Source organism: Pseudomonas onubensis (assembly GCF_965653655.1).
Taxonomy (GTDB): Bacteria; Pseudomonadota; Gammaproteobacteria; order Pseudomonadales; family Pseudomonadaceae; genus Aquipseudomonas.
The window spans coordinates 1-26,507 of sequence record NZ_CBFHAZ010000089.1 but is presented as its reverse complement, the minus strand read 5'-3'; the positions used below and the strand labels follow the sequence as shown (position 1 = coordinate 26,507).

The following is a 26,507-nucleotide window of genomic DNA, read 5'->3' as shown; positions in this document are numbered from 1 at the left end:
GGCTTGCCTGCGATGGCGTCCTCAAGATCGCCATCGCAGGCAAGCCAGCTCCCACATTTTTTTCGACCGCGCTTTAGTCAGGACATTGGCGGCAAGCCGTACGCCGCCAGGTCAAAGTCCGCCAGCTTGCGGATGATCTGGTCGGCATGCTGATACTTGCTGTCGGCCATGGCCTCATCGGGCACGGCGATGGCGGTCATGTGAGCGGCCTTGGCAGCGGTCACGCCAAACGGCGAGTCTTCGAACACCAGGCAATCCTCGGGTGCTACACCCAGGCGGCGGGCGGCAGTGAGGAAGATATCCGGCGCGGGTTTGGCGGCCCCCACTTCAGGGTCATCGGCCGTGACGATAGTACCGAACAAACCAAACCACTCACGGTGCAAGGTGGTCTTATGGCCAAACGAATTGCGCGACGAACTGGTGCCCACGGCAATCGGGATGTTGTGCGCCTTCAAGTGCCGCACCAGCGCTTCGGCACCGGGCATGCCCAGGGCTTTGGGGAAACGTTCGCTCATCAGCGGTTCGCGAATCCGCAGAAACTGGGCCGGAGTAATCGGCAAATCCAGCGCCTTGACCACGTATTCAGCCAGGTCCTGGGCGCCCCGGCCGATAATGTGCTGCTTGATGCCCCAGTCGTAGGTACGGCCGAAGCGTTCGGCGATGATCTGTGTGACTTCGGTGTAGATGCCTTCAGTGTCCAGCAACAACCCGTCCATATCAAAAATCACGGCCTTGATTGGACCGACTGCGGTACGCGGTACATTCATCGCAACAGAACCTTGGGGGAAGGACTAAAAGGATTCAGCACAATAACGGCCTACAGCCTGTGTAAGCAACCGTTGCGGCCCTTCCCCTGCGGCGTTATTCAGGGAAATCCGCGCCCTCGGTCACCTCGGCCCATGCGTCAAAATCGGCGCTCAACGCCTCGACTTTGGTACGTGCAAAGCCCAGCGCGGCCTTGCCCAATAGCAAGCGCAATGGCGGGTGTTCGGCTTCCACGGCCTTGACGATGGCCAACGCTGCACGCACCGGGTCACCCGGTTGCTTGCCGCTGTAGCTACGCACTCGGCTGGTGCGGGCCGCCGCTGTATCGCGATAATCGTCGATAGCCTGCGGAGCTTCGTTGGCCGAACGCCCGGCCCAGTCGGTGCGGAACGGGCCTGGTTCGACCAGCAACACCTTGATGCCCAGCGGCGCAACTTCCTGAGCCAGCGCTTCGGACAAGCCCTCCACCGCAAACTTGGTGGCGTTGTAGAAACTCAGGGACGGGAACGCGGCAATCCCGCCCACCGATGAAATGTTCACCACCGTGCCCGAGCGACGTGCGCGCATACCCGGCAGCACGGCGCGGGTCATGGCGCTGAGGCCCCACACATTGATCTCGAACATGCGGCGCACTTCGTCCAGATCGCTTTCTTCAAACGCGCCGAAGTAGCCGATACCGGCGTTGTTGACCAGCACATCGATATGCCCGAAACGGACTTGCGCGGCCTGCACCGCTGCATCGACCTGGGCCTGATCGGTCACGTCGAGCGCCAGCACCAGGGCGATGTCCTCATGGCCCGCAACAATGTCCTCCACTTGTTGCGGGTTACGTGCAGTGACCACCGTCGGGTAGCCGAGACTCAAGGTGTGCACCGCCAATTGGCGACCAAAACCGGTAGAGCAACCGGTGATAAACCAGACAGGTTTTGCAGTTGAATCGGTCATGAAGGGACCTTCCTCGTGGGTGTGAAAAAAGTATGCGCGCGGGCGTTCCTGTGAAAAAGATGCATAATTCACATGCCCCTTCCGGAAAAACCACACAATGGACACGCCTGATTTTCAACAATTGCGCCTGTTCCTGCAGGTCGCGCGCACCAAGAGCTTCACCCAGGCTGCCGATGCCGTGAGCCTGTCGGTCTCTACCGTGAGCCAGCGCGTTGGCGCACTGGAAAAACAGCTCGGCGTGCGCCTGCTCAATCGCACCACCCGCAGCGTCAGCCTTACCGAAGCCGGTACGCAACTGCTGGAAAAAATCACCCCGTTGCTCGAAGAACTCGAAACCAGTTTGCACAGTGTCGCCGCCGCCACGGTCGAGGCCAGCGGCACCTTGCGCCTGAACGTGCCTTCTACCGCCAGCCGGATGGTGCTGCAGCCGCTGCTTCAAGGTTTCCTGCGCCAGCATCCGGGGATCAACCTGGAAGTGGCCGTGGATAACGCCCTGGTGGACATCGTCGCGCAAGGCTTCGACGCCGGTATCCGCTACGATCATGTACTGGCCGAGGACATGGTGGTGATACCGGTGGCCAGGCAGCTGCGCTTCGTGATCGTCGCCACGCCAGGTTATTTGCAGGGGCGCAAAATTCCCACTCATCCTCACGACCTGCTTGAGCATGAATGCGTCAACTACCGCAGCGCACAGACCGGCCTGATGCACCGCTGGGACTTTGAAAAAGACGGCAAACCGATGCGCGTCACGGTGAAGGGCCGCTTGGCCACCAATGACATCGAATTGATGATCCGCGGGGCACTCGACGGTTTCGGGTTTGCCTATGTCGCGCGTTCCAGCGTCGAACCCTACTTGCACAGTGGGGAGCTGGTGGAGGTACTGGGCGACTGGATTACCCACAGCGCGCTGTACTTGTATTACTTCAACCGCAGCAACACCCCGAAAAAGCTGCGGGTGTTTATCGACTACCTGCAAACACAACTCCAGCCCTGATAAAAGCGAACTTCTTCATGCTCTATCGCATTGCCGCCGACAGCCTGGTGCTGTTCCACCTGTGTTTTATCCTGTTCGTGCTGTTTGGCGGGTTGCTGGCGCTCAAGTGGCGGCCAGTGATGTGGCTGCACCTGCCCGCCGCAGCCTGGGGCGTGGCGGTGGAAGTGTTCCACCTGCCCTGCCCGCTGACCCGCTGGGAGAACCTGCTGCGTCACCTCGCCGGGCAGGACGGTTATGGCGGCGGTTTTATCGAGCATTACATTCTTACGCTGATCTACCCGGCCGGGCTGACCCCAGAGATTCAGCTGGGGCTGGGTGCCGTGGTGGTGCTGGTCAATATCGCGGTGTATGTGCGTTTGATCAGACGGCGTCAGGCAAACAACCCAGACCGAGTAATGTAGCTTCCACCGCCTGCTCCAGCGGCGTGTGCGGCTCGTGCCCCAAAGTCGCGACCAAGTGCTGGTTATCCAGACGCAACGGGGTTTGCCACAGGTAACGCATCTCCTGCATTTCGCGAAGAGTGACGACAAAAGGCGCAGCCATTTTCAGCAACCACCATGGGAAACGACCTACACGTGGTTGCTGGCCCGTCCTGCGCAGCACCACCTGCTGGATCGCCTGGGCCATCTGCGTGCCATCCGTGTCCATATGCCCGGCCATGTGAAAGCGCGCAAAAGCTTCCAGGGTTGACCGGCGTTCAAGCAGCTCGACCATGGTTCGCGCCACATCCGGCAAATAAGCCCATTGATGCGCCACACCCGGTGCGCCCGGATAGCTCACGGCGTGTACCGGTTTGCCGGGTTTGATCAGGCCTTGGGCAAACCAGTTGTTGGCCAGCCGAGCGCCAAAAAAATCCCCGGCGCGCACAATCAGCACACGGGCGCCACGGCGGGACGCCTCTTCCAGACGCTGCTCCAGTTGTACGCGGATCGCCCCCTTGCGCGTTCGCGGGTGCTGCGGCGAATCTTCATACAGCACCGGAAACACATCCGGCCCGAAGTTGTAGACCGTGCCCGGCAACACAATCGTCGCGCCCTCGGCGATGGCCGCCGCAATGCTGTTATCGATCATCGGCACGACCAGCTCAGCCCAATTGCGATAACCCGGTGGGTTGACGGCATGCACGATCACCGTACAACCACGGGCGGCAGCGCGTACCTCATCACGATTGAGCGCATCGCCCTCGATCCAGGAAAAGTCGGCATTCGCGCGGCGGGCCTTGCCCACATCCCGCGTCAGCGCACACACCTCCCAGCCTGACGCGTGCAGTTGCCGCGCCACTTCACCGCCGATCCCGCCGGTTGCACCCAGCACCAGAACCTTGCTCATAACCTTCTCCTACACGGGTTGGTAAGGCCATTTTGTGTGCAGCCTTGCTATAGATAAATTGCCGAAGACAATCCAGCCGCTATACATTTATGCATGGCATCGACAATTGGATGGGAGCTTTACCGATCATTCCTTGGCGTACTCAAGGAAGGATCGTTATCGGGCGCCGCGCGGCAGCTCGGTATCACGCAGCCTACGGTGGGCCGGCACATCGCTGCGCTGGAAGCCGAGCTGGGCGTGGTGCTGTTCACTCGCTCGCCTGCGGGGTTGCTGCCGACGGCCGTGGCCCATACCTTGCGCGCCCATGCCGAAACCATGGAACGCACCGCCGCCGCCCTGGAGCGCGCCGCGTCTGCCCACGGCGAGGAAGTGCGCGGCGTGGTGCGCGTATCCGCCAGCGAAGTGGTCGGCGTGGAAGTGCTGCCGCCGATCATCACCCAACTGCGCCGCCAACACCCACGCTTGCGGGTTGAACTGGTGCTGAGCAACCGCCTCAGCGACCTGCTGCAACTGGAAGCCGACCTCGCCGTGCGCATGGTCCGCCCCAGCCAGGAGCAACTGCTGGCGCAGCGTATCGGCCTGATCGAAGTGGGCCTGCACGCCCGCGACGACTACCTGCAACAGCACGGCATTCCCCTGCAGATGCAGGATCTGGCCGACCATTCGGTGATCGGCTTCGACCACGAAAGCGCGTTTATCCGCAGCCTGGCGATCAAGGGCTTTGAACGCAGCGCCTTCGCCATCAGCAGCGACAGTGACCTGGCGCAATTGGCGCTGATTCGCGCCGGTGCCGGTATCGGCGGCTGCCAGGTGCAACTGGCCAAGCGCGACCCGCGTTTGCGCCGGGTACTGCCCGATGGCTTTGCGCTCAAATTGGACACCTGGGTGACCATGCACGAAGACCTGCGCAACAGCCCGCGCTGCCGCGTGACATTCGACGCGCTGGTGCAAGGTTTGCAGCGTTACGTACAGGATTGAGACAGCTTCACTGGTAAAGAATCAATCTCCCTCAGTCCCTTCATAGACGCCCCCATGTCCGAAGCCTTCGAAGTCCCCAGCCCCCACGAAAAACACATTGAACACACCACCGAACATGCGCACGGGCGCGGTGACAACTTTGCCAGCCGCATCGCCGTAATGACCGCCTTGATGGCCACCCTGGGCGCCATGCTCAGCTACCAGGCCGGCTCCACCGAAAGCGAAGCGGCGATGGACAAGAACAACGCCGCCATCATCAAGACCGAAGCCGCCAACCAGTGGAACTACTACCAGGCCAAATCCAGCCGCCAGAACCTGGCGGAGCTGGCTACGCATATTCCGGGTGTGGATGCCGCGCATTACAAGGACGAGATCGAGCGCTACAAGGGCCAGAAGGAAGAGGTGCGCAAACAGGCCGAGAAGCTTGAGGCGACATCCAAGGAATGGGACCAGAAATCCGAGGAGGCGCTGCACCAGCATCACCGTTGGGCGCAGGCGATGACCGCGATTCAGATCGCAATTTCGTTGGCGGCGATTACGTTACTGACGCGCAAGGAGTGGCTCAAGCGCATGTCTTATACCGCAGGTGGTGTGGCAATGCTGCTGGGTAGCCTGGCGTGGCTGCATTTCTGACCCAACACGGTGAAAACTGTGGGAGCGGGCTTGCTCGCGAAGGCGGCGTGTCAGTCAGCACATGTATCAACTGAACCACCGCATTCGCGAGCAAGCCCGCTCCCACATCTGATCTGTGGTGTTTTTGAGATTGGGCTGTGCCACTGCATCGCTATATAGTAAAACGCACAACGACCAGCACAGCCTGAATGCGAGGGAACACCGGTGACCGCACAACCCAAAGAAGCCGTGGGCGCCGCCTACAGTATCGATTCCATGCGTTACGCCCAAGCCATGACTTGGCAAGCCATCGAACACCTCGCCCAACGTATCCGCCCCGGCATGCTTGAATCCGAGGCTCGCGAGCTGGGCAAACAGGTACTCACCGAACTCGACATGCAACGCATCTGGCACCCGCTGCTGGTGCGTTTCGGCGCCAACACCCTCAAAGCCTTCAACCAACGCTCCGATGGCGACCCGGTATTGGCCGAAGACGATATTTTCTTCATCGACATGGGCGCCGTGTGGCAAGGCCATGAAGGCGACGCCGGTGCCACCTTTACGGTTGGTAACGACGCGGACATGATCGCCTGCGCCAACGCCGCCAAAGGGCTGTTCGACCGCGTACAATCGCGCTGGAAAAATGACCAAGTCGCGGGCCTTGAGCTTTACCGCTATGCCCAAGAGCAAGCCCAAGCCATGGGCTGGCGACTGAACCTCGACATCAAGGGCCACCGCGTCAGCGACTTCCCCCATGCCATCCATCGCGGCGGCGACCTGGGTGATTTTGAACATTACCCGAACGCCGGGCTGTGGATTCTGGAAATCCAGATCGCTCACCCGAGCAAGCCCTACGGCGCTTTTTACGAAGACCTACTCGCTTAAGGAACATCCATGGAACGCTCCACCCAATTTCCCGTGCTGCTGTTTTCCTACGGCACCTTGCAGGACAAAGCCGTGCAACTCGCCAACTTCGGCCGGGAACTGGTCGGCCAGCACGACGCCATGCTCGGCTATGCGCAAAGCTGGGTAGAAATTACCGACCCGCAAGTGCTGGCCACCAGCGGCAAAACCCATCACCCGATTGTCGCGCCCACCGAGGAAAAGTCTGCCAGCGTTGAAGGCATGGTCTTTCAGATAAACGCGCAGGAACTGGCGGCAGCGGATGCGTATGAGGTGTCGGACTATAAGCGCGTGTCCGTGGCGCTGGCGTCGGGGCTGACGGCTTGGGTTTACGTGCAAGCTCAATAACCCGCCTGCCGTCGTAGCATGGGCCACCTGGCGAGGGCGGCCCATGAACCCAAGCATTGCCTTGCGCATGCGCCGCGTGGGTCAGTCGCTGTCGTCGAGCAAGTTATTCAATGCGACGGCCCGTAACTCGCGAACCTTATTGATACTTTTGTCCGGCGAAGATCTCACCACCTCCCGGGGATCGTTGATGCGCACCCGCCCATACCCATCGATGATGAACTGCAAGTCCTCAATGTGTACGTGGTGAGCCTTCAGCTTGTTGATTATAAAATCGCAGTCCTTTTGAACGTTGGTATTAAACTTCTCATCGCTCGGAAGGCTCTGGCGGTTATGAATCACATCCTCAGAATCCAGCGCATGGTGAATATAGTCTTTGGTAAGGCCCACTTGGCCGTTATAGGCAACCAACGCGTGCGCATCGACCACTGGAAACCCCAGGTCTTTAAGCTGCTTGGTCAGTTGCATTTCTTTTTCTGCATAATCACTCGCAGGGATGTTTCCCGTCGTGCCCGGGCGAATCAGGCAGACACATTGCCTGGCATCCTGCTGAGAGTGATAAACATCTTTTTGGCTACCGGTTCCAAGCTTCACGCCTAACGACGCGATGGCATTGAACTTAGACGTGCCCACTTCAGTACTGTGACCCAGGCCACCAGAGCGGGATACTGCATTAGCGTTTACTTGCAACACGTTAGCCACCTTGCTCATCATTTTGATTGGTCAGACTTGGGATGGAACGCATCGAAGTCTTAAAGAGTGAGTGAACAGGTGGCTAAGTCGGTTCCCTTTTTTCACGCGTTGCTCAGGCAGCTACAGTGACGGGCCATCAGTACATGCCAGTGGCGTCGGCCTCGGGCCTATAGCGCGGCCTGAAAATGAAACATCCGGGTAATTGATTTCAATCTGCCAATGCAGGAATTAAAGTAGCGCCCCCTCGAGAATTGAATCCCGAGGGTCAGTCCATGGAGTTACACAGTGAAGTACGTCAGTAAAGTAGTTGCAGCAGCTGTTCTCGGTTTCACCCTCGCAGGCTGCACCGGCACCGCCATCAAATCCCCGCAGTACGACAGCAGCCAATACACCGTTTTGGGCCACAGTGAAGGCAGCGCCACCGGCGTGATGTTGCTCGGCATCATCCCGATCGGCCAGAACAGCCGCTTCGTGCGCGCCCAGGATGCCGCCATCAAGGCCAAAGGCGGCGACGCGCTGATCAACACTCAAGTGCAGGAAAAATGGTTCTGGGCCTGGGTACTGAACGGTTACACCACCAAGATTTCGGGTGATGTGATCAAGCTGAAAACCGCGCAGTAAATATAAAGTTGTCAGGGTGCTGACCCTGGCAAGCGACGTATCATGGGTCAACCTTTCGAGGATGGCCCATGAACCTCAGCATCGTTTACGCACTCGCCGCCGCCGCCCTGTTCGGCGCCAGCACCCCGCTCGCCAAAAGCCTCGGCCTGGGCCTTTCGCCCGTATTGCTCGCTGGCCTGCTCTACCTCGGCAGCGGCCTCGGCCTGGCCTGCGTGCGCCTTATCCGTGATCGCGGCTGGAAACCCAGCGGGCTGACCCGTGCTGAATGGCCCTGGCTGCTCGGCGCCATCGCCTTCGGTGGCATCCTCGGCCCGGTTGCCTTGATGTTCGGCATCACGCGCACCGCCGGCGCGACTGCCTCCCTGATGCTCAACCTTGAATCGGTGCTGACCGCCGTGATCGCCTGGCTGGTGTTCAGAGAAAACGCCGACCGCCGCATCGTCCTCGGCATGCTCGCGATCGTGCTGGGCGGCGCGGTGTTGTCATGGTCCGACGGCGGCGGCGCCAGCCACGACTGGACCGGGCCGTTTGCCGTAGCGCTGGCGTGCGTGTGCTGGGGGATTGATAACAACCTGACGCGCAAAGTCTCGGCCTCGGACGCGCTGTTCATCGCCGGCGCCAAGGGATTGATAGCCGGGCTGGTGAATTGCAGCCTGGCGCTTTACCTCGGCGCGCAGATTCCGGGTGTGGCGCAGCTGGCGCCCATCTTGTTGGTTGGGTTTTTGGGGTATGGCATCAGCCTGGTCATGTTCGTGCTGGCGTTGCGGGGGTTGGGCAGCGCACGCACGGGCGCTTACTTCTCGACGGCCCCCTTCCTCGGCGCGGCTGTTGCCCTGCTGGCATTTGGGGAATCGGTAACGGTGGCATTCTGGATTGCATCCGCGTTGATGGCCGTGGGCGTGTGGCTGCACCTGACGGAGCGGCATGCCCATGAGCACCTGCATGAGGCGACGGAACATGGGCATCGGCATGTGCATGATGAACATCATCAGCATGAGCACGGGTTTGAGTGGGACCCGGCGCAGCCGCACAGTCATGTGCATGTTCATAGTGTGATGCGGCATAGCCATGCGCATTTTCCGGATGTGCATCATCGGCATCGGCATTGAGGGCCTGACGACAGAAGTCTGCCGGATGACGTTTTGGGAAAGGGGCGAAAGACAGTCGCCCTTTCCCATGGAGGACTAGTCGCGAATAAACAACGAGCTGATGATAAGACCGAAAGCGGCGAGACAGGTAACCAGTGTTGGTATGACCATCCAGTACTTCAGGTGCCTCGGTATTTTTTCAACATCCTCAACCAGTACCATGCCCCTCCACTCAATGACTTTTGGCATAAGAATGACGGTGGCCATGGCGTAGACGCGTTGGGGCCTTCCTTCAAAGGGGGCATTACGAAAAGTGTGCCTGCACCCGACTATAAAGCTGCTGTATTGCATATGACGTTCAGCAGCATCGAGTTTTTTGAACATGGCAGAAAAGACGATCGGAAAACTCAGTAGTAGGAGGACACCTGAGCCCATACCAATAATTTCAAAATCCATTTCAATCCCTCGTAGTCTTGTAAAGAAAATTGCCTGTTTTCTCCCCCCATCCACTTCCATGCTTGCCTAAAGTAAATCCACCCGCAACACCACCGACGATAGCGCAGGCCAAAGCTCCGGCACCCGCTGTAGGTATGCCAAAAACAATCGCGCAGGCAGTGGCTCCGACATAAGCACCCAGTGTCCCGCCTGCGGATGCACCACCAACGCCCAGCACCAACTTGCCTCCTTCAACATATTTAGCCTGCGTACACGCTTGCTCACGCCCCGTGGAACACGCCTCCGTTATCTCCAGCGCCGTCGCCCCAACATCCAGCGCTATGCCAATGTAAGTCCCCTTCTTCAATATTTGCGAGGCCTTGGCCAAATGCTTGACCCTTTCCTCATACCCACGAATTTCTCCATGCTGCCAATAGCTTTTACTTGAAATCCCCAACATCTTTTTTATCGAACCTTCGTTTTTCAACCCCGTACCAAAGCGCGCCATGCCCGAGATTTGGCTATCCAACCTGGCAAACAGCGCCCTTCGCTTAACCAAAAACTCCTCCCTCGCCCCAGTGGTGCCTTTGCTCAAGTACTGCTTATGCAGATCCTCGATTTCCATAAGGGTCTTCTCAACTTGCGCCAAATGCTTGCTCCATGCATTGCTAGCACTGCCGATGCCAAGGGACGAATAAGTCAAGATGGCCTGCACCTGATCATAGTTTTTGATCAGAAATTGGTCAGTTGCGGAATACGCCAACAGGGCGAGCTTTATATTTTGCGCCGAGCGCATCAGCTGTGCTTCTTCCGCGGTGCAAGCGGCGGTTCGGCTATCCCCGATGATCACCAATTGCCCCGGCAACACCACCGTGTTGCGGATGTGCTGGTTGAGGGTGTCGAACTTGGTGTATGTATACGGATCAAGCGCCAAGCTTAGTTTAAGCAATGGATAAGGCTGGGGATGTTCATTGATAAATGCGTAGGGTCCCTGCATGCGTGCACCTCCAAGTGGCTGAGGCGCAGGACTATAAGAAAGCGTAACGGCGGAGGTAAGACGTGCAGAGGGGTGGTTTTAACGTTTCAGAAATGGACTACTTTAATCCAGGTATGTGCCTACGCATTGCGCGCTGCTGCTGATCATGTGTACACATCGCACAGGACAATTGAGTAACGCGAAATACGAAAGGGACAAATTTATTAAATCTCGCCTAACATACGAAAATCAAATAAATTCGCCCCTCTCCTTTATACCCACGAAGTCTAACTACCAATAAAGAAGTGGACTACTTTATTGGCCTTTAGGCTTATTTCAAGCACATCAACCCCGGCTAACAATGGCTTCATTTAATGAAGCAACCACATTAGCTATATACGGTCTATCCTCACTTACCAATGCCTTATTCTCACCTGATGAGGTGTTTAAAATCACAGAGTATTTTGCCTTGCTACCCATCCAAGCCAGAACAGCTATAGCTACCGCTACGATGCCAACCACGAACACCCAGCCGCTCCCAAACAAACAAGCCAAACCTATTATGGCAATAATTATTGCAGCGCCTCTATCGGGAGGCGTGACGCCAGACTTTACAGAGGTCACGTTGCTCATTGCATAGGTCTGACCATCAACAATAAACCTACTATTGCTCACACTTACATTCCCTTGATTGAAGAAGATTTTCTCGTCCATTTTAATCTCTTGGTCTGTGAATTTATTGAAGTCCAACTATAAACCAGCTAAAAGGCAGCGAAAAGGGGAAAGCTTATTAAATTCGCCTAAAACACGAAGATTAAGCAAGTCCCGCCCCTCTCTCCTCCTCATAGCGTGATGCGGCATAGTCATACGCATTTTCTGGATGTGCATAATCGGCATAGGCATTGAGGGCCGAAGGTTTACAAAATGTATTAGTACGGCTCGATTGGCCGCCCTTTTAGCGTAATACAGTTACGTTTAGGTGTAGTGTCCTTTGTAATCATTATGCGAAACGATAAAGCGTTGACGCTGACAGCTCGACTTCATTACCCCAAGTCAAATCAAGGCCCCAATCACCGACCGTTACCCGGCTGAACACTGCCAAATTCTGAAGCGGCTTGAGGACTTCGAAATCATTTATCTGCTTGAAGAGATCAACGGTACAGTGCTTACCGTTACTCCATTCGATCTCAAGAGAATAGTGACCAGCAACGTGTTTTACGGCTGAGATGCGGAGATTTTTGGTAATGGGAAAGCTCCTTTCTTAGAAATCATCCTAGACATAATCACGTTTTCAGTGGCCTTGAAATACTGACCTGGCGACCACATGCATGAATCAGGGCAAGGTCCTACAGGTTATTCGGAAGCCGTACGCTCCCGTTTCTCAAAAGCCGACCTTATAGTCGATGGGTCGCTGTGTGAGCGGCCGGGTTTGGCGACTCGATGATAAGACGGAATGTAAACGACGTTATTTCAGGCGACTGCCGTTTTTGGAAGTAGGCCATGAAAGCTGCGTCGTTATTATCTTTGTCTCAATGGACTTAACGCATGAACCAATACATAGCCCTCACCAGCAACGACAGCGCCACCCCCGCCCTTTTTGTCGATACCACCGTCCCCCTGGAAATCCTCCTCGACGCCGCGAGTTTTCGGCTGCGTGCCGTCACCCAAGTCCTTGAGAACCTTGCACTGCGCAGCGAGATCAGTAGTGATGCCGTTGTTCTCAGTGATTTTGCCTTGCTGTGTTCAATCCCGTTGCGCGATGGCTGCGATTTGCTGGACGTCATAGGCCGACGCATGGATATGCCCGGCGCGTGATCTAGAAACGGCAGCTTTCAAACTCCAGAGATCACAAAACCCCTGGTTTCTCCCGAAATCAGGGGTTTAATTGCCTCGCATGGAGCCCGTGACAAGACTCAAATAAAAATCTGTCCTTTTCCTTTCTCAGACAGCGGCTTTAGCATCCACCTGGTAAAAATCCGCCATGTAATCCACAAACGCCCTGACCTTGGGCGCCAAGTGCCGGGATTGCGGGTACAGCGCGCAGTAACGCCACTCGCCCATCGAGTAATTGGGCAGGATGGGCACCAGTTGCCCTTGCGCCAGGTTGTTGCGCACCGTGGCATGCGTGAAACAGCCAATGCCGGCGCCGGCCAGTGTGGCGGCGTGCAAGGCAGTGATGGTGTTGGTCTTGAATTGGCCTTTGGGCGTGACGCTCACGGTTGCACCCCGCGCCGAGGTGAGTTGCCAGTCTGACGCCTCCCCGACAAACCTCAGCAAGCGATGCTCAGCGAGTTCCTGGGCGGTGCGCGGTAAACCGTGGGTGCGGATGTAGGCAGGCGACGCCACCAGCACGCGCTTTGAAACAGTCAGGGTGCGGGCGATCAGCGTGGTATCGCCCAGGGCGCTGGCAATACGGATGGCGACATCAAAGCCCTCAGCCACAAGGTCTACGAATTTGTCGTCGCAGCACAGTTCAAGTTCGATATCGGGATAACGCTTCTGGAACCCCGGCAACCAGTGCGGCAAGTCCAGCGTACCCACCACTAGCGGCACACTGACCCGCAACAGGCCTTCGGGGCGCTGATGCCCCTGTGCCATGGCCTGGGTAGCCGCATCGAGGCGGTCAAGAATATCGACACAGGCTGCGAAGTACTGCTCCCCAGGGCCGGTCAGGCTGAAGCGGCGGGTGTTGCGATTGATCAACTGAACGCCCAGTTCAAGTTCCAACTGCTGCAACTGCCGTGAAATCGTCGAGTGGGTAGTGTCCAGCCGCTCTGCCGCAGCAGAGAAGCCCTTGGCCTCGACAATGCACCGAAAGGCGCGCATGGCAGATAACTGGTTCATGAAGCGGGCGTTACTCCCAATGAGTTATCAAGCTGATCAATTCACCGGTAAGGCGACGATTTGCGCGGTGGTCAGCACCGAACCGAAGGTGTCTTCGATCTCGGCCAGCGCCGAATCATGCAGCTCGTCCTTGGTCACCGAACGCCCATTAGCGCGAGTGATGGCGCGGGTTGCAGTGGCATCGGATGCTACCACAACGTCGTAGCCCAACGGCGTGGCGTCACGCGCTGCAGCGGCGACACAGGCGTGAGTCATGAGGCCGGAAATGATCAGCGTCTTGATCCCGGCTTTCTTCAGTTGGGCATCAATATCGGTACTGGCGAACACGCTGACGGTAGTTTTCTGAATCACCTTATCTTGTGGGCGCGGCTTCATCAGCGGATGGAAATCCACGGTCTTGCCATCTTTGGCAAATACTGCGGCGCCATTTGGAGCGATGTGCTGCACGTGGATCACCTGGATGTGTTCCTTGTCTGCAAATGCAATCAGGCGCTGGGTGTTTTCGAGGGCTTTCATGCCATCCGGGATCGGCATGCGGCCGGTGTAGTACTCATTCTGGAAGTCGATCACCAACAGTGCGGTGGTCTTGGCGTCCAGTTTGTCGGCCGGCTTGGCACCGAACATGGCGCGAATGGTCGGGTGTGGGTTAGCCGGTGCTTCGGCGGCGGCAGCAAACTGGCCGAGGCCCATTATCAAGCCCAGGCCGATGACGGCAGACTTGAACAGCTTGGGCAGAAGGCGGCTCGATGGAGTGGCGAATGTGCAAGTCATGACGCAGTCCTGTTTGACGAGTTGAATTAGGGTGCTGAAAGGCCGACCGTTAGCGCACAGACAAGCCGATGACTTGGGACGTGGTCAGCACGTCACCAAAGGTGTCTTCAATTTCAGCGAGTGCCGAGGCATGCAGTTGGTCCTGGGTCACCGACTCACCGTTGGCACGGGTGATTGCCCGGGTCGCCGAGGCATCGCTAGCAACCACAATGGCGTAGCCCAACGCCGCACCATCACGGGCCGCACCCGCGACACAGGCGTGAGTCATCAAGCCGCAGATGATCAGGGTACGGATGCCCTGGTGCTGAAGTTGGTTGTGCAGGTCAGTGCTGGCGAACACGCTGACGCTGGTCTTCTGCACCAGTGTGTCTTGAGCGCGCGGCTGCATCAGTGGGTGGAAATCGACGGTGTTGCCGTCCTGGGCAAACACTGCGGAACCGGCCGGTGCGAGGTGCTGGATGTGAATGACCGGGATCTTCTGCTGGTCGGCGAATTCGACCAGGCACTGGGCGTTATGCAGCGCGGCCGCACCTTCGGGGATCGGCATCTTGCCGTTGAAATATTCGTTCTGGAAATCGATGACCAGCAGTGCGGTGGTGACTGGGTCAAGCTGGGTGACGGGTGTTGCGCCAGACCTTGCGCGGATGGTCAGTTGAGAGGGGTTGGTCATTTGTGCGTTTCCTTAAACCGTGACGGGGTGAGTGGCGTCGAGTTTAAGGGAGGCTTTCATATTTGAAATACACACAGAAATGAACAATATTTGTGCAAAAACTGCACATCTATTTCTGAGTAAACCGGCCGTATCCAGCTAACATCCGCCAGATATGAAGAGGTTTTTACTGCGGCGAGCAGGCCAGCCCTGTGTTGGGCCGCGAAGCTGCCTAAGCACTTTCAAAAATGGCCTATCAAGAAAAGTGGCCGCTTAAATAAATCTGCCCCGTTCTCCGTCTGGCAGGGGTTCGTTATCGCGGACCTGACCAGTGTCGGCGCACCTACGCCAACCAGCTGCTGACCACGGGTGTGGCATCGATTGATTGGATTGCTGAACAGATGGATCACACAAATAGAAACATGATCCGCCAGCACTATGGAACATGGATCAACGAAGATGGACCAGACGTTATCGAAATTCTACAACTAGCATTAAAACTTAATCCACCGTCTACAAGATAACGTAGCCTTGATCCCTAGCAGAACACTGAGCTCTATCGAGCACCAACAGATAAGTAAGGGGGGAGCTCTCCCCCCTACTGCAAGCATCGCGATACTTAGCTGAGAGATTCGATAATCAAAAACATACTTTTATCGAGCCGCTCAAGGTGATCGTATATATTTCTAACATCCGCAACCTCATCTTTTGGATTTATCTCTTTCTTCAGCGATGTACTGTGAGCCACTTCACCTCGTTTCGTACCAAAACTGTCAAGCAATGGAAGAAGCTCTGGCATTGAAGCTTCGATATCAATGCCGATCGGCCCCATGAGAGCTTTCACGTCCTTTTCCTTTATACCATTGTTTTTCACAATTCTTTGTTTAAAGGTTACAAACGAAAAATTGACAACCTCCTGAGTAGTCTTCAGTGCATTCAGTCTTTTATCAGATATGTCAGGATCATTTTTAAGAGATGCCAAGACACTAATTAACTCTTTGCTGCCAACGCTAGACTCCTGCCATTTCGCCAAAGTCTTATCGGCAACTTGCATAACAACGTCTTCAAGATATGACTCGACTTCTGCATGAGCCAACAGTCTGTAACCACGCGCCTTATCTTTAACATGTTCCTCGTAATCACCTATCTCACTAAACTCCTTAGTAATAAGATGATCTTCGAGCTCGACTAACCTTTTAGAAAGCTCTGCAAATCTCAGAGTATTACTCATGAGCTTTTTTCACTACAATGCTGCCGTTCTCCTTATGAGGAACGCCTAAATCGCTCCCGATCAAGCTGTTTAATTTCTCGTACCAGATAGCTAATCTAGTCACAGTGGCATCCATACTCTTAGTGGTAGATTCAACAGATGTTAAAAAAGCTGCTTCGCTGCATACTTCCTTATAAGCAGTCTCTATTGCTTCGTGGCGTCCTACTGATAGCTTTCTAACCTCCGAATTGGAGAATGCTAGAATCATGACATCAAAAACAGCTCGATTGAACCTGGACTCGTATTGCTGACCTGTCCACTTTCTGTATGCATGATTACCAAAAATTGTCTTAACTGCTTCATGTGAAGAGATAAAGTCTTCATACTGCTGATTTACTTGTGCCTCACACGCTGGCCAACGATCATTATAATTCTTACAAGTAGTATCAAGAAAATTCTTTAAGTCCCCCTTATAGGAAGTCAAAAACTCTCTAAACGCAAAGTATCGGAGCAACAACTCAGAATCTCGCATCCTGAAGTCTGCGCTTTTAATTTTTAGAATTTCCCTCAACTGTGTAGAATCTGTAGACTTTTTCTCAAGGAAGTTTACGAAAGGTCCAGGGTGTAAAGCCTGTCTCAGCTCTTGAGGTGAAAGAGGAACGCTTCCGGTATTTAAGCGAAGGAAAACATGATACAAAAATCGTTCATCACCCCAGTTTTTTATAACAACAGTCCTTATCGTTTGATTCTCCAAAGACGCTATATCATTTAAAAACTTCGGATTATCCCTTAGAGCTTCAATCGTTTTATTATTCAAATCACCTTTCAAATCAAGGTTCTTTAAGGTTAATTTTTTATAGTGTTCAGCCTGATCGTTTGTAGCAAAAAATTGACGAATACTTAATAGCCGTTGTTTACCATCCAGAACGATGTAGGAGCCTTTTTTTGCCTTAGACTCTGCTAAGACTATTTGAGGAATTGGAAAGCCCAAAATCAGCGACTCAATAAAACGACTTTTTCTTGAAGCATCCCAAGCATCGCGACGTTGAAAATCTGGACTTAAAAGGATGTTGCCTTTATCTATCTGACCAACAATTGTTTCCGTTGTCCAATCGCTGGCGCTGATGGCGATGGATGAAAAATCAAAATTCTCGTGAGTAATATCAATATCTTTCTCACTTTCAAGCTGACTCTCATCTTCGGTAAAAAGACTTTCATCATTCAATTCATTCATCATGCAGTCATTCCTTTTATGCCAATCAAATCGAACGGGATACTCAGGCCAGAAAAAGTGCCGGAGATGCCTGAGCTTATCTGTGGAGGTCAACCGTTTCCAGCAAGCTGAAGAGGCTTAACGCCCTCCCGCATTCCCATATCATTCCCATTTGGCCCTTTTTTAGACACCAAAAACCACAAACCCCCGACTTTCTCTAGGAAAACCGGGGGTTTGTGTTTACTTAATGTGGCGGTGAAGGAGAGATTCGAACTCTCGATACAATTTCTTGTATACACACTTTCCAGGCGTGCTCCTTAAGCCACTCGGACACTTCACCGTATCTCGTCAAACCAGTTCAGTCTGTCGAGGCGCGCTAATGTAGTCGAAAGCCTTTCTGATGGCAAAGGTTTTTTTCAGAATTTTCATGCGCTTAGACGGTTATGCCGTGACTCGCTCGGTGAGGGGCGGTGAATCTGCCATTCTTGGGCATCGGTTGCGGGCGTCTGGCGCGGCGGCTGTGCCCTGCTGCGGGCCGTCTAGCCTTGGGAAGGCGGGAAAAGTCTGACTGTGTAGTCAGTCATGGCGCTTTACCGGGGCGGGCGTGGTGGGTAACGTCTGCGCATGCGCTTCTATTAACAGCCTATCTATAACAATTCCTACAAGGAACCGCGTCATGAGTGAGTTGATTGCCTACCACCTCGAAGACGGTATCGCGACCCTGACCTTGAGCAACGGCAAGGTAAACGCCATTTCTCCAGCAGTGGTTGCTGAGTTCAACGCTGCGCTGGATCAGGCCGAGAAGGATCGGGCGGTGGTGATCATCACCGGTACGCCGGGGATTCTGTCAGGTGGTTATGATTTGAAAGTGATGACCGCTGGCCCTAAAGAAGCCATTGGCCTGGTGACGTCGGGTTCGACGTTGGCGCGGCGCCTGTTGTCGCACCCGTTCCCGGTGATTGTGGCGTGCCCTGGGCATGCGGTGGCCAAGGGTGCGTTCCTGCTGTTGTCGGCGGACTACCGGATTGGTGTGGAAGGCCCGTTCAGCATTGGCCTGAACGAAGTGGCGATCGGCATGACCATGCACCACGCCGGTATCGAGTTGGCGCGGGACCGTCTGCGTAAGTCGGCGTTTCATCGTTCGGTGATCAATGCCGAGATGTTTGACCCGCAGGGCGCGTTGGGGGCCGGCTTCCTGGATAAGGTGGTGGCGCCGGAGGAGTTGCACGCAGCGGCCCTGGAGGCTGCGCGGCAGTTGAAGAAGATCAACATGAATGCCCACAAGCACACCAAGCTGAAGGTGCGTAAGGCACTGCTGGAAGCCTTGGATGATGCAATCATTCAGGATCAGGGCCACAACCTGGGCTAATGCCCTATAGCTGATGCGCCTAAGCCCGACCTTGAGTCGGGCTTTTTCTTACAAATAAATCCGCAGCGTCTTTAGCCGCTCTAGCCGGGCTGTGTCGGCATACGTTGAAACATGTGCTTAAACATCGCCTATCTCCTACGTCTGTAGGGGCAATTGCCGAATACAGTGCACATCCGTACACTGCGCCACCTTTTGTCCCGGTGGGCTGTGTCGATGCTTTTTCTGTTACGTATGTTGTTGATGGGCCTGCACTTTATGGTCGCCGGGTTATTGGGCGTGCTTTTGGGTGTTTGCCGGCCGTTCAACCCGGACAACAGCCGCCTGTGCGCTCGCCTGTATGCGCTGCCTGCCATGCGTATCCTGGGCTTGAACCTGAAGGCCGATGTCGACTCGCTGCGTAACAAACCTGGCACCTGTGTGGTCATCGCCAACCATCAGTCCAACTATGACCTGTTTATATTCGGCAATGTGGTGCCCCATCGCACGGTGTGTATCGCTAAAAAGAGTCTGAAGTGGGTGCCGTTGTTCGGCCAGTTGTTCTGGCTGGCGGGCAATGTGTTGATTGACCGCGGCAATGCGCACAAGGCGCGCCGGGCGATGCTTACCACCACAAAGACCTTGCAGCATGAGGACACCTCGATTTGGGTGTTCGCCGAAGGCACGCGCAACCTGGGCAATGGCTTGCTGCCGTTCAAGAAGGGCGCGTTCCACATGGCAATTGCGGCCGGTGTGCCGATCGTTCAGGTGTGTGCCAGCACTTACGTCAAGCATATGCAGCTCAATCGCTGGAACAGCGGTGATGTACTCATACGCTCTTTGCCGCCGATTCCTACCTGTGGGCTGACTTCGGATGACATCCCGACGTTGATGCAGACGTGTCAGGCGCAGATGGAAGACTGCATCGCGGCAATGGACCGCGAACTGCAAAATGCCGCAACAATAGAACTCGCCTCCAGCTAAGCTGCCCAACACCTGTCCTCCTAATAAGAAGCGATCAGCACCATGGGTAGAGTTGTTGCGGCAGCCGTTTACAGCGCCGGTAAGAAAGTCACCGATATCACCCTCGACGAAGGCGCCGCCTGGGCCGCCAAACCCGACCATTTTGTATGGATAGGCCTGGAAGAACCCAGCGCCCAGGAGCTGGCCAACCTGCAACGTCAGTTCAACCTGCATGAATTGGCCATCGAAGACGCCCTGGAAAAACACAGCCGCCCCAAGCTTGAAACCTTCGGCGATGCGCTGTTTATCGTCACCTATTCACCGGTGCGCGAGAACGGCAAGCTGGAGTTTATCGAAACCCATATCTTTGCCGGCAATGGCTACATCATCACTGCCCGCAACGGTCACTCGGCGTCCTACGGCTTTGTGCGCCAGCGCTGTGAGGCGCGGCCGTTGTTGCTGGAGCATGGGGAAGATTTCGTACTCTATGCGCTGCTGGATTTCGTCACCGAAAACTACCAGCCGGTGAGCGAAGCGATCCACGCCGAGATTGATGAGCTGGAGCGCAACGTGCTGTGCAGTTCACTGAGCGAGCGCGATATACAGAACCTGCACGGCCTGCGCCGCGATGTGCTGCGGCTCAAGCGTTATGTGGCGCCGATGGTGGAGATCAGCCAGGAGCTGCAGAAGCTCAGCTTCCCGTTTATCGACAAGAATATGCGCCCGTATTTTCGCGATGTGCAGATCCACGTGACGCGGCAGATGGAAGACCTCACTACCCTGCGCGATATTGCCAGCCAGACCATCGAGATCGGTGTGTTGCTGGAGGCTTCGCGGCAAAGCGTGGTGCAGCGCAAGTTCGCTGCGTGGGCGGCGATTCTGGCATTCCCCACGGCGGTGGCGGGGATTTATGGGATGAACTTCCAGAACATGCCCGAGCTGCAATGGCACTACGGCTATTTTGCGGTGCTCGGGTTTATTGCGGTGGGCTGCACCAGTTTGTGGGCTAGCTTTAAACGCTCGGGCTGGCTTTAAGCCGCAGCCTCTGGCTTGTGGGCGACAAAGCGCATCATCCATTCCGCCACGGTGGCACCGTGGTGGTCACGCGCAAGGCTGGCCACGCCGTGGGTGTAAACCTTTTCGCCCAGGGTTGTCTGAAGAATCTCCAGTAACTCGCGGGAATAGTCGTGGATAAACTCCGGGTGGCCCTGGAAGCACAGCACCTGGTCTTCGATGTGGTACGCGGCATACGGGCAAAAGTCGCTGGAGGCGATCACGGTGGCGTTGTCCGGCAGTGTGGTGACCTGGTCCTGGTGGCTGATCAGCAAGGTCAGTTCTTCCACCACCGGGCTCATCCAGGGCGCCTTGGCGTTCATCTTGTAGTCGTGGATGCCCATGCCCCAGCCTTGGCTGGCGCGTTCGGTTTTGCCGCCCAGCAGCAGCGCGAGTAGCTGGTGACCGAAGCACACGCCCAGCAGCTTGTCGCCACGCTCATAGCGTTCGAGTACGTAGGTTTTGAGGGTTTGGATCCACGGGTCGGTGCCGAAGGAGTCGGCCTTGCTGCCGGTGATCAGGTAGGCGTCAAACACCTCGTCAGCAGGCGGGTATTCGCCCTGCACCACGTTGTAGATGACAAATTCGGCGGCAATAGGTTGCTTGGAGAACAGGCGCTTGAACATCTGCCCGTACCCTTGGTATTGATCGATCAAGCCTGGACGCAGGATATCGGTTTCCAGGATACAGACGCGTAGCGACATAAAAAATACCTGACACGGTGATGGGAATAATGCACAGCCCAGAGCCTGCCTTGAAATGTGCCTGCAAAGCAAGTCTCCTGTGGGAGGGCGGTGTGCCAGTCAACATCAGCCTTATCTGACCCACCGTCTTCGCGAGCAAGCCCGCTCCCACATTTTGATCACCGGAAGGCTTCGTCCCGTGCAGCCTTATCAAGCAACAACGCTGGCGGCGAGAACCGCTCCCCGTATTGCTCGGCCAGGTAACGCGCCCGGGCAATAAAGTCGTTCAAGCCATACTGGTTGATAAACTGCAACGCACCGCCACTCCACGCGGCAAAACCAATGCCGAAGATCGACCCCACGTTGGCATCCGCCGTGGACAGCAACACGCCCTCCTCCACGCACCGCACGGTTTCAATCGCCTGGATAAACAGTAAACGGTCGCGCACATCCTGCGCAGAGATCTGTTTGCCGGCTTGTTCGAAGCGGGTTTTCAGCTCGGGCCACAGATGCTTGTGCCCGCCCGCGGGGTAGTCGTAAAAACCGCCGCCTGCCGCCTTGCCCGTGCGCTTGTATTCATTCACCAACAGATCGATCACGGCCGTGGCCGGGTGAGTCGGCAGCGCTTTGCCTTCGGCTTGCAGATCCTTCGCCGTTTGCTGTCGGATATGGCTCATCAAGCTGAGGGAAACTTCATCCGACACCGCCAACGGCCCCACCGGCATACCGGCCTTGCGCGCTTCGGTTTCGATCATCGGCGCGGCCACGCCTTCGCCGAGCATGGCGATGCCTTCATTGGTGAAGGTGCCGAACACCCGCGAGGTGAAGAAGCCGCGGCTGTCGTTGACCACGATCGGGGTTTTCTTGATTTGCAGTACGAAATCAAAACCTCGGGCCAGGGTTTCGTCGCGGGTGTGGTTGCCCTTGATGATTTCCACCAGCGGCATCTTGTCGACGGGGCTGAAAAAATGCAGGCCGATGAATTTGCCTTGATCGGGCACTGCGGTCGCCAAGCCACTGATGGGTAAGGTGGAGGTGTTGGAGGCGATCACCGCCTCGCTGCCGACCACGCTTTGCGCCGCCGCCGTGAGTTTGGCTTTGAGTTCACGGTCTTCGTACACGGCTTCGATAATCAGGTCGCAACCGGCCAGGTCGGCATCGGAGGCCACAGGATGAATCCGCGCCAAGGTGCTTTCGCGCTGTTCGGCGGTCAATTGCCCACGGCTGACTTTCTTGTCCAGCAGCGCGGCAGAATGCGCCTTACCCTTCTCGGCAGCCGCCAGGTTGATGTCCTTGAGCACCACCTCGACGCCCGCACAGGCACTCACATACGCAATGCCTGCGCCCATCATCCCGGCGCCCAGCACGCCCACCTTACGCGTGACATAAGGGGCAAAACCTTTGGGCCGTGAGCTGCCGGCGTTGATCTCATTGAGCTGGAACCAGAAGGTGCCGATCATGTTTTTCGCCACTTGCCCGGTGACCAGCTCGGTGAAGTAGCGGGTTTCGATCAGGTGCGCGGTGTCGAAATCCACTTGGGCGCCTTCTACCGCCGCACAGAGGATTTTCTCCGGCGCGGGGAAACAGCCATTGGTTTTACTGCGCAAAATCGACGGCGCGATGGCCAGCATCTGCGCAACTTTTGGATTTGACGGCGTGCCGCCGGGGATCTGGTAGCCCTTGTTGTCCCACGGTTGTTTGGCCTCGGGATTGGCCAAAATCCAGGCGCGGGACTTGGCCAGCAGCTCATCGCGATCCGCCGCCAGCTCATTGATCAAACCCGCCTGCAATGCCTGCTGCGGCCGTACTTTTTTACCTTCCAGCAAATACGGCAAGGCCTTCTCCAGCCCGAGTATGCGCACCATGCGCACTACCCCGCCGCCGCCCGGTAACAGGCCCAGGGTGACTTCCGGCAGGCCAAGCTGGGTGGACTTGTCATCCAGCGCAACGCGGTAATGACACGCCAGGCAAATCTCCCAACCCCCGCCCAGCGCTGCGCCATTGATCGCGGCCACCACCGGTTTACCGAGAGTTTCCAGGCGCCGCAGTTGCGCCTTCAACACCAGCACGCTGTCGTAGAAATCCTTGGCGTGGGCTTTATCGACTTTGATCAGTTCATTGAGGTCGCCACCGGCGAAGAAAGTCTTCTTCGCCGAGGTGATAACGACGCCGGCGATGTCGGCCTTTTCCGCCTCTAGACGTGTGACAGTGGCCGCCATGGCCTCGCGGTACACACCGTTCATGGTGTTGGCGCTCTGGCCGGGCATGTCGAGGGTCAGCACCACAATCTGGTCCTGGCCTTTTTCGTAACGAATGGCTTCGGTCATGACAAATTCCTTGGGCTCAGAGGCGTTCGATGATGGTGGCGATGCCCATGCCACCGCCGACACACAGGGTGGCCAGCCCGTAGCGCTGCTGGCGCACTTGCAGCGCGTCGAGCAGGGTGCCGAGAATCGCGCAGCCGGTGGCGCCCAGCGGGTGGCCCATGGCGATGGAGCCGCCGTTGACGTTGACTCGGGCGACGTCGATGCCCATGTCTTTGATGAACTTGAGAACCACAGAAGCAAACGCTTCGTTGACTTCGAACAGGTCGATGTCTTCAACGCGCAAACCGGCTTTGGCCAATGCCTTGCGCGTCGCCGGTGCGGGGCCGGTGAGCATGATGGTGGGGTCGGTGCTGGTGACCGCCGTGGCGACGATGCGCGCCCGTGGTTGCAGGCCCAGTTCGCGGCCCTTGGCCTCGGAACCGATCAGCATCAACGCGGCTCCGTCGACGATGCCGGAGCTGTTGCCCGGCGTGTGAACATGGTGGATACGCTCCACATGGCTGTAGACCCGCAGTGCAGTGGCGTCGAAACCCATCTGGCCCATCATCTCGAAACTCGGTTTGAGCTTGCCAAGACCTTCGAGGGTCGAGTCACCACGGATAAATTCATCATGGTCCAACAGCACGATGCCGTTCTGATCCTGCACCGCAATCAGCGACTTGTTGAAGGAACCGTCTGCACGAGCCCTGGCCGCTTTCTGCTGGGACTGTAGGGCGAAGGTGTCGACGTCCTGGCGGGTGAAGCCTTCGAGTGTCGCGATCAGGTCCGCGCCGATACCTTGCGGCGTGAAGTGGCTGTGCAGATTGGTATGCGGGTCGAGCACCCAGGCGCCGCCGTCGCTGCCCATGGGCACGCGGGACATGGACTCGACACCGCCGACCACCACCAGGTCTTCGAAGCCCGAGCGCACTTTCATTGCGCCAAGGTTCACCGCTTCCAGGCCCGACGCACAGAAGCGATTGATCTGCACGCCAGCGACGCTGATGTCCCAGTCGGCCACCAGCGCGGCGGTCTTGGCGATGTCGGCGCCCTGGTCGCCCACCGGGGTGACGCAGCCGAGGACGATGTCATCCACCTGGCGCGTGTCGAGGTCGCTGCGTTGCGCCAGCGCCGTCAGCAGGCCCGCCACCAGGTTGACCGGTTTGACGCTGTGCAGGGCACCATCGGCCTTGCCTTTGCCACGGGGCGTACGTATCGCATCAAAGATCAAAGCTTGGGTCATGACATCCTCGAACAGCCAGTGCGTGTGTGCCTACCTTCAGGCCCGATTGACACGGTTTCAATGACGGATGCGCTCATTGCTTTTGACCCCCTCGCTCGGACGAACGGTAGGCAGCTATGGGAAACCGCTGATTAATCGTTTTAGCTGTCTAGCTTCGGGGCTGGCGCGAAGATGGCAATAAGCCTCATGCCGTTTTTAGCGCAAATGATGATTAGCTGATATGAAATGGATCTAAGCCGCCAAGAACGAGGGCTCTAAGGTTGAATCAGTAGGAAGTTGCTGCCGGGTTTTGCTGGAGCAACTGTAAGAAAAGTGCAACGTCACGTCGCGATACTGAAATACATCGGCACGCATTTGACGCTCAGGAATAACAACAAAAGGCAGTCAGCCATGTTTAAACATTCGAAAGTACGTCAGGCGGGACTTATTCTGTTCGCCACCACACTGATTCTGATCTTGCCCAATTTAACCAAGGTTATCGGGTGACGATTCAGCCTCCAGATTCCGTGCACACACATCACCAGGACTGCAGCTTTTGGCAGCACCTGCCGGGACATTGCGCATAGCGGTCCTGTTGCAGGGGCTGTCTTTTTGCGCGCAGATTTCCGGTATCGTAGGCGCCACCGCCACCTTGAACCGGGCTCTCCCTTGAAACCGATCCTTGCCTTCCTCGCTTTGCTGTTGGCCCTGCCGGCAACGGCCGCGCAATTGACCATCGAACTCGACCACACGCGCAAGACCTGGCAGACCGCTGATTTGCTCAAGCACCCGGATGCGCAGACGGTGCAGATCGTCGATGACGTTTCCTACAAGCGCACTATGACCTATCGCGCCGTGCCGCTGGCCTCTCTGCTGCCGGGCCTCAAGCCCGAGAACCATCTGCAAGCCGTGGCCCTGGATGGGTTCGCGGCCGAGCTGACAGCCGCGCCGCTGCTGGAAAAACACGGCGCCCGCGCCTGGTTGGCAGTGGAGGACCCAGCCCAGCCGTGGCCAGCGCTGGCAGACGGCAAACCGAGTGCCGGGCCGTTCTACCTGGTGTGGACCGACCCGCAAGCCGGGCATATCAGCCCTGAGCAGTGGCCGTTCCAGGTGTCCGCGATCAAGCAATTGAAGACGGTGGCTGAACGCTTCCCGGCGCTGTTGCCAGACCCGAAGCTGGCGGCGAATGACCCGGTCAATCAGGGCTTTGCGCTGTTCCAGAAGAATTGCCTGGCGTGTCATCGGCTCAATGGCGCCGGCGATGCGCAGGTGGGGCCGGACCTGAATATTCCTTACAACCCCACCGAGTATTTCAGCGGGGATTTCCTCAAGCGTTACATCCGCGACCCGCAGAGTTTGCGGCATTGGCCACAGGCGAAGATGCCGGCGTTTACCGCCAGTGTGCTGCCCGATGGCGAGCTGGATTTATTGGTGGGGTACTTGAGGCATATGGCGGGTCGTAAACAGCAACCCTGAGTCTTGCGAACATCCCGTGTGGGAGCGGGCTTGCTCGCGAATGCGGTGGGTCAGTCAGCCTGCGTATTGCTGAACCACCGCATTCGCG

Annotated in this window: 29 protein-coding genes, 1 tRNA gene and 1 pseudogene; 14 read left to right on the top strand and 17 right to left on the bottom strand. The window is 56.6% G+C overall.

What is annotated here, in order from left to right:
- Nucleotides 1-77 precede the first annotated feature (77 nt).
- Both ACTD9P_RS23090 and ACTD9P_RS23085 read right to left on the bottom strand, forming a co-directional pair.
- Nucleotides 78-767, bottom strand: a complete 690-nt coding sequence (locus ACTD9P_RS23090; RefSeq protein ID WP_438869503.1) for an HAD-IA family hydrolase — start codon at nucleotides 765-767, stop codon at nucleotides 78-80.
- A gap of 94 nt (nucleotides 768-861) precedes the next feature.
- A complete protein-coding gene (locus ACTD9P_RS23085; protein WP_438869502.1) occupies nucleotides 862-1,710 on the bottom strand; it encodes an oxidoreductase in 849 nt (282 codons plus the stop codon).
- Nucleotides 1,711-1,807: 97 nt separating this feature from the next.
- Between ACTD9P_RS23085 and ACTD9P_RS23080 the strand changes: the two genes are divergently transcribed.
- Both ACTD9P_RS23080 and ACTD9P_RS23075 read left to right on the top strand, forming a co-directional pair.
- A complete protein-coding gene (locus ACTD9P_RS23080; RefSeq protein WP_438869501.1) occupies nucleotides 1,808-2,704 on the top strand; it encodes a LysR family transcriptional regulator in 897 nt (298 codons plus the stop codon).
- A gap of 17 nt (nucleotides 2,705-2,721) precedes the next feature.
- Nucleotides 2,722-3,105: a DUF2784 domain-containing protein gene (locus tag ACTD9P_RS23075; protein WP_438869500.1), complete on the top strand. Its 384-nt coding sequence runs from the start codon at nucleotides 2,722-2,724 to the stop codon at nucleotides 3,103-3,105.
- On the opposite strand, the gene ACTD9P_RS23070 is transcribed toward ACTD9P_RS23075, so the two are convergent.
- A complete protein-coding gene (locus ACTD9P_RS23070; protein WP_438869499.1) occupies nucleotides 3,065-4,033 on the bottom strand; it encodes an NAD-dependent epimerase/dehydratase family protein in 969 nt (322 codons plus the stop codon). The two genes, ACTD9P_RS23075 and ACTD9P_RS23070, sit on opposite strands and share 41 nt — an antisense overlap.
- Before the next feature lie 93 nt (nucleotides 4,034-4,126).
- Here ACTD9P_RS23070 and ACTD9P_RS23065 point away from each other — a divergent pair, with 93 nt between their 5' ends.
- The 4 genes from ACTD9P_RS23065 to ACTD9P_RS23050 all read left to right on the top strand — a co-directional run bounded on the left by ACTD9P_RS23065 (nucleotide 4,127) and on the right by ACTD9P_RS23050 (nucleotide 6,874).
- Nucleotides 4,127-5,011: a LysR family transcriptional regulator gene (locus ACTD9P_RS23065; RefSeq protein ID WP_438869498.1), complete on the top strand. Its 885-nt coding sequence runs from the start codon at nucleotides 4,127-4,129 to the stop codon at nucleotides 5,009-5,011.
- Nucleotides 5,012-5,065: 54 nt separating this feature from the next.
- Nucleotides 5,066-5,644, top strand: coding sequence for a DUF4337 domain-containing protein (locus ACTD9P_RS23060; RefSeq protein ID WP_438869497.1), 579 nt, complete (start codon nucleotides 5,066-5,068; stop codon nucleotides 5,642-5,644).
- A gap of 204 nt (nucleotides 5,645-5,848) precedes the next feature.
- Nucleotides 5,849-6,508: a M24 family metallopeptidase gene (locus ACTD9P_RS23055; protein ID WP_438869496.1), complete on the top strand. Its 660-nt coding sequence runs from the start codon at nucleotides 5,849-5,851 to the stop codon at nucleotides 6,506-6,508.
- A gap of 9 nt (nucleotides 6,509-6,517) precedes the next feature.
- Entirely contained in the window at nucleotides 6,518-6,874 is a 357-nt protein-coding gene (locus ACTD9P_RS23050) for a gamma-glutamylcyclotransferase family protein (protein WP_438869495.1), read from the top strand.
- An 81-nt stretch (nucleotides 6,875-6,955) separates the two neighbouring features.
- On the opposite strand, the gene hopBF1 is transcribed toward ACTD9P_RS23050, so the two are convergent.
- The gene (hopBF1, locus tag ACTD9P_RS23045; RefSeq protein ID WP_438869494.1) at nucleotides 6,956-7,564 is read right to left on the bottom strand and encodes a T3SS effector protein kinase HopBF1; all 609 of its coding nucleotides are present in this window, start codon (nucleotides 7,562-7,564) and stop codon (nucleotides 6,956-6,958) included.
- A 285-nt stretch (nucleotides 7,565-7,849) separates the two neighbouring features.
- On the opposite strand from hopBF1, the gene ACTD9P_RS23040 reads away from it, so the two are divergent.
- Together ACTD9P_RS23040 and ACTD9P_RS23035 are read left to right on the top strand one after the other, a co-directional pair.
- Nucleotides 7,850-8,185: a hypothetical protein gene (locus ACTD9P_RS23040; protein ID WP_056861597.1), complete on the top strand. Its 336-nt coding sequence runs from the start codon at nucleotides 7,850-7,852 to the stop codon at nucleotides 8,183-8,185.
- A 68-nt stretch (nucleotides 8,186-8,253) separates the two neighbouring features.
- Complete coding sequence (locus tag ACTD9P_RS23035; protein WP_438869493.1) at nucleotides 8,254-9,294, top strand: DMT family transporter; 1,041 nt, start codon at nucleotides 8,254-8,256, stop codon at nucleotides 9,292-9,294.
- 75 nt (nucleotides 9,295-9,369) lie between these two features.
- Here the strand turns inward: ACTD9P_RS23035 and ACTD9P_RS23030 are convergent, their stop codons facing one another.
- From ACTD9P_RS23030 to ACTD9P_RS23015, 4 genes are all read right to left on the bottom strand, one after another.
- Nucleotides 9,370-9,729, bottom strand: a complete 360-nt coding sequence (locus tag ACTD9P_RS23030; protein ID WP_438869492.1) for a hypothetical protein — start codon at nucleotides 9,727-9,729, stop codon at nucleotides 9,370-9,372.
- 1 nt (nucleotide 9,730) lies between these two features.
- On the bottom strand, nucleotides 9,731-10,705 hold the full coding sequence (locus ACTD9P_RS23025) for a hypothetical protein (RefSeq protein ID WP_438869491.1): 975 nt from the start codon (nucleotides 10,703-10,705) through the stop codon (nucleotides 9,731-9,733).
- A 324-nt stretch (nucleotides 10,706-11,029) separates the two neighbouring features.
- Complete coding sequence (locus tag ACTD9P_RS23020) at nucleotides 11,030-11,398, bottom strand: DUF6232 family protein (RefSeq protein WP_438869490.1); 369 nt, start codon at nucleotides 11,396-11,398, stop codon at nucleotides 11,030-11,032.
- A 286-nt stretch (nucleotides 11,399-11,684) separates the two neighbouring features.
- Entirely contained in the window at nucleotides 11,685-11,912 is a 228-nt protein-coding gene (locus ACTD9P_RS23015; RefSeq protein ID WP_438869504.1) for a DUF2442 domain-containing protein, read from the bottom strand.
- A gap of 317 nt (nucleotides 11,913-12,229) precedes the next feature.
- Between ACTD9P_RS23015 and ACTD9P_RS23010 the strand changes: the two genes are divergently transcribed.
- Nucleotides 12,230-12,499, top strand: coding sequence for a hypothetical protein (locus ACTD9P_RS23010; RefSeq protein WP_017138315.1), 270 nt, complete (start codon nucleotides 12,230-12,232; stop codon nucleotides 12,497-12,499).
- Between the two features lie 126 nt (nucleotides 12,500-12,625).
- On the opposite strand, the gene ACTD9P_RS23005 is transcribed toward ACTD9P_RS23010, so the two are convergent.
- Genes ACTD9P_RS23005 through ACTD9P_RS22995 form a run of 3 tightly spaced genes read right to left on the bottom strand, consistent with a single transcriptional unit; the run spans nucleotide 12,626 to nucleotide 14,969 of the window.
- The gene (locus ACTD9P_RS23005; RefSeq protein ID WP_438869489.1) at nucleotides 12,626-13,528 is read right to left on the bottom strand and encodes a LysR family transcriptional regulator; all 903 of its coding nucleotides are present in this window, start codon (nucleotides 13,526-13,528) and stop codon (nucleotides 12,626-12,628) included.
- A 36-nt stretch (nucleotides 13,529-13,564) separates the two neighbouring features.
- A complete protein-coding gene (locus ACTD9P_RS23000; protein WP_438869488.1) occupies nucleotides 13,565-14,299 on the bottom strand; it encodes an isochorismatase family protein in 735 nt (244 codons plus the stop codon).
- Nucleotides 14,300-14,348: 49 nt separating this feature from the next.
- Nucleotides 14,349-14,969 (bottom strand): cysteine hydrolase family protein, encoded by a 621-nt coding sequence (locus tag ACTD9P_RS22995; RefSeq protein ID WP_438869487.1) that lies wholly within the window; start codon nucleotides 14,967-14,969, stop codon nucleotides 14,349-14,351.
- Nucleotides 14,970-15,241: 272 nt separating this feature from the next.
- Between ACTD9P_RS22995 and ACTD9P_RS22990 the strand changes: the two are divergent.
- A pseudogene (locus ACTD9P_RS22990) lies at nucleotides 15,242-15,472 on the top strand (site-specific integrase); the annotation flags it as partial.
- A gap of 95 nt (nucleotides 15,473-15,567) precedes the next feature.
- Here ACTD9P_RS22990 and ACTD9P_RS22985 read toward each other — a convergent pair.
- From ACTD9P_RS22985 to ACTD9P_RS22975, 3 genes are all read right to left on the bottom strand, one after another.
- Complete coding sequence (locus tag ACTD9P_RS22985; protein WP_438869486.1) at nucleotides 15,568-16,179, bottom strand: HEPN domain-containing protein; 612 nt, start codon at nucleotides 16,177-16,179, stop codon at nucleotides 15,568-15,570.
- On the bottom strand, nucleotides 16,172-17,395 hold the full coding sequence (locus ACTD9P_RS22980) for a GmrSD restriction endonuclease domain-containing protein (protein WP_438869484.1): 1,224 nt from the start codon (nucleotides 17,393-17,395) through the stop codon (nucleotides 16,172-16,174). Before ACTD9P_RS22980 ends, ACTD9P_RS22985 begins: the two co-directional genes overlap by 8 nt.
- A 226-nt stretch (nucleotides 17,396-17,621) precedes the next feature.
- Nucleotides 17,622-17,711, bottom strand: a tRNA-Ser gene (locus ACTD9P_RS22975).
- 336 nt (nucleotides 17,712-18,047) lie between these two features.
- On the opposite strand from ACTD9P_RS22975, the gene ACTD9P_RS22970 reads away from it, so the two are divergent.
- The 3 genes from ACTD9P_RS22970 to ACTD9P_RS22960 all read left to right on the top strand — a co-directional run bounded on the left by ACTD9P_RS22970 (nucleotide 18,048) and on the right by ACTD9P_RS22960 (nucleotide 20,714).
- The gene (locus ACTD9P_RS22970) at nucleotides 18,048-18,740 is read left to right on the top strand and encodes a crotonase/enoyl-CoA hydratase family protein (RefSeq protein ID WP_017138321.1); all 693 of its coding nucleotides are present in this window, start codon (nucleotides 18,048-18,050) and stop codon (nucleotides 18,738-18,740) included.
- A gap of 213 nt (nucleotides 18,741-18,953) precedes the next feature.
- Complete coding sequence (locus tag ACTD9P_RS22965; protein ID WP_438869483.1) at nucleotides 18,954-19,700, top strand: lysophospholipid acyltransferase family protein; 747 nt, start codon at nucleotides 18,954-18,956, stop codon at nucleotides 19,698-19,700.
- A 42-nt stretch (nucleotides 19,701-19,742) separates the two neighbouring features.
- Nucleotides 19,743-20,714 (top strand): magnesium and cobalt transport protein CorA, encoded by a 972-nt coding sequence (locus ACTD9P_RS22960; protein ID WP_058420797.1) that lies wholly within the window; start codon nucleotides 19,743-19,745, stop codon nucleotides 20,712-20,714.
- On the opposite strand, the gene ACTD9P_RS22955 is transcribed toward ACTD9P_RS22960, so the two are convergent.
- The 3 genes from ACTD9P_RS22955 to ACTD9P_RS22945 all read right to left on the bottom strand — a co-directional run bounded on the left by ACTD9P_RS22955 (nucleotide 20,711) and on the right by ACTD9P_RS22945 (nucleotide 24,964).
- On the bottom strand, nucleotides 20,711-21,436 hold the full coding sequence (locus ACTD9P_RS22955) for an amidotransferase (protein WP_438869482.1): 726 nt from the start codon (nucleotides 21,434-21,436) through the stop codon (nucleotides 20,711-20,713). The genes ACTD9P_RS22960 and ACTD9P_RS22955 overlap by 4 nt on opposite strands.
- 158 nt (nucleotides 21,437-21,594) lie before the next feature.
- Entirely contained in the window at nucleotides 21,595-23,742 is a 2,148-nt protein-coding gene (locus tag ACTD9P_RS22950; RefSeq protein ID WP_438869481.1) for a 3-hydroxyacyl-CoA dehydrogenase NAD-binding domain-containing protein, read from the bottom strand.
- Nucleotides 23,743-23,758: 16 nt separating this feature from the next.
- Nucleotides 23,759-24,964, bottom strand: coding sequence for an acetyl-CoA C-acetyltransferase (locus tag ACTD9P_RS22945; RefSeq protein WP_438869480.1), 1,206 nt, complete (start codon nucleotides 24,962-24,964; stop codon nucleotides 23,759-23,761).
- Between the two features lie 648 nt (nucleotides 24,965-25,612).
- Here ACTD9P_RS22945 and ACTD9P_RS22940 point away from each other — a divergent pair.
- Nucleotides 25,613-26,419, top strand: a complete 807-nt coding sequence (locus ACTD9P_RS22940; RefSeq protein WP_438869479.1) for a c-type cytochrome — start codon at nucleotides 25,613-25,615, stop codon at nucleotides 26,417-26,419.
- Nucleotides 26,420-26,507: the final 88 nt, after the last annotated feature.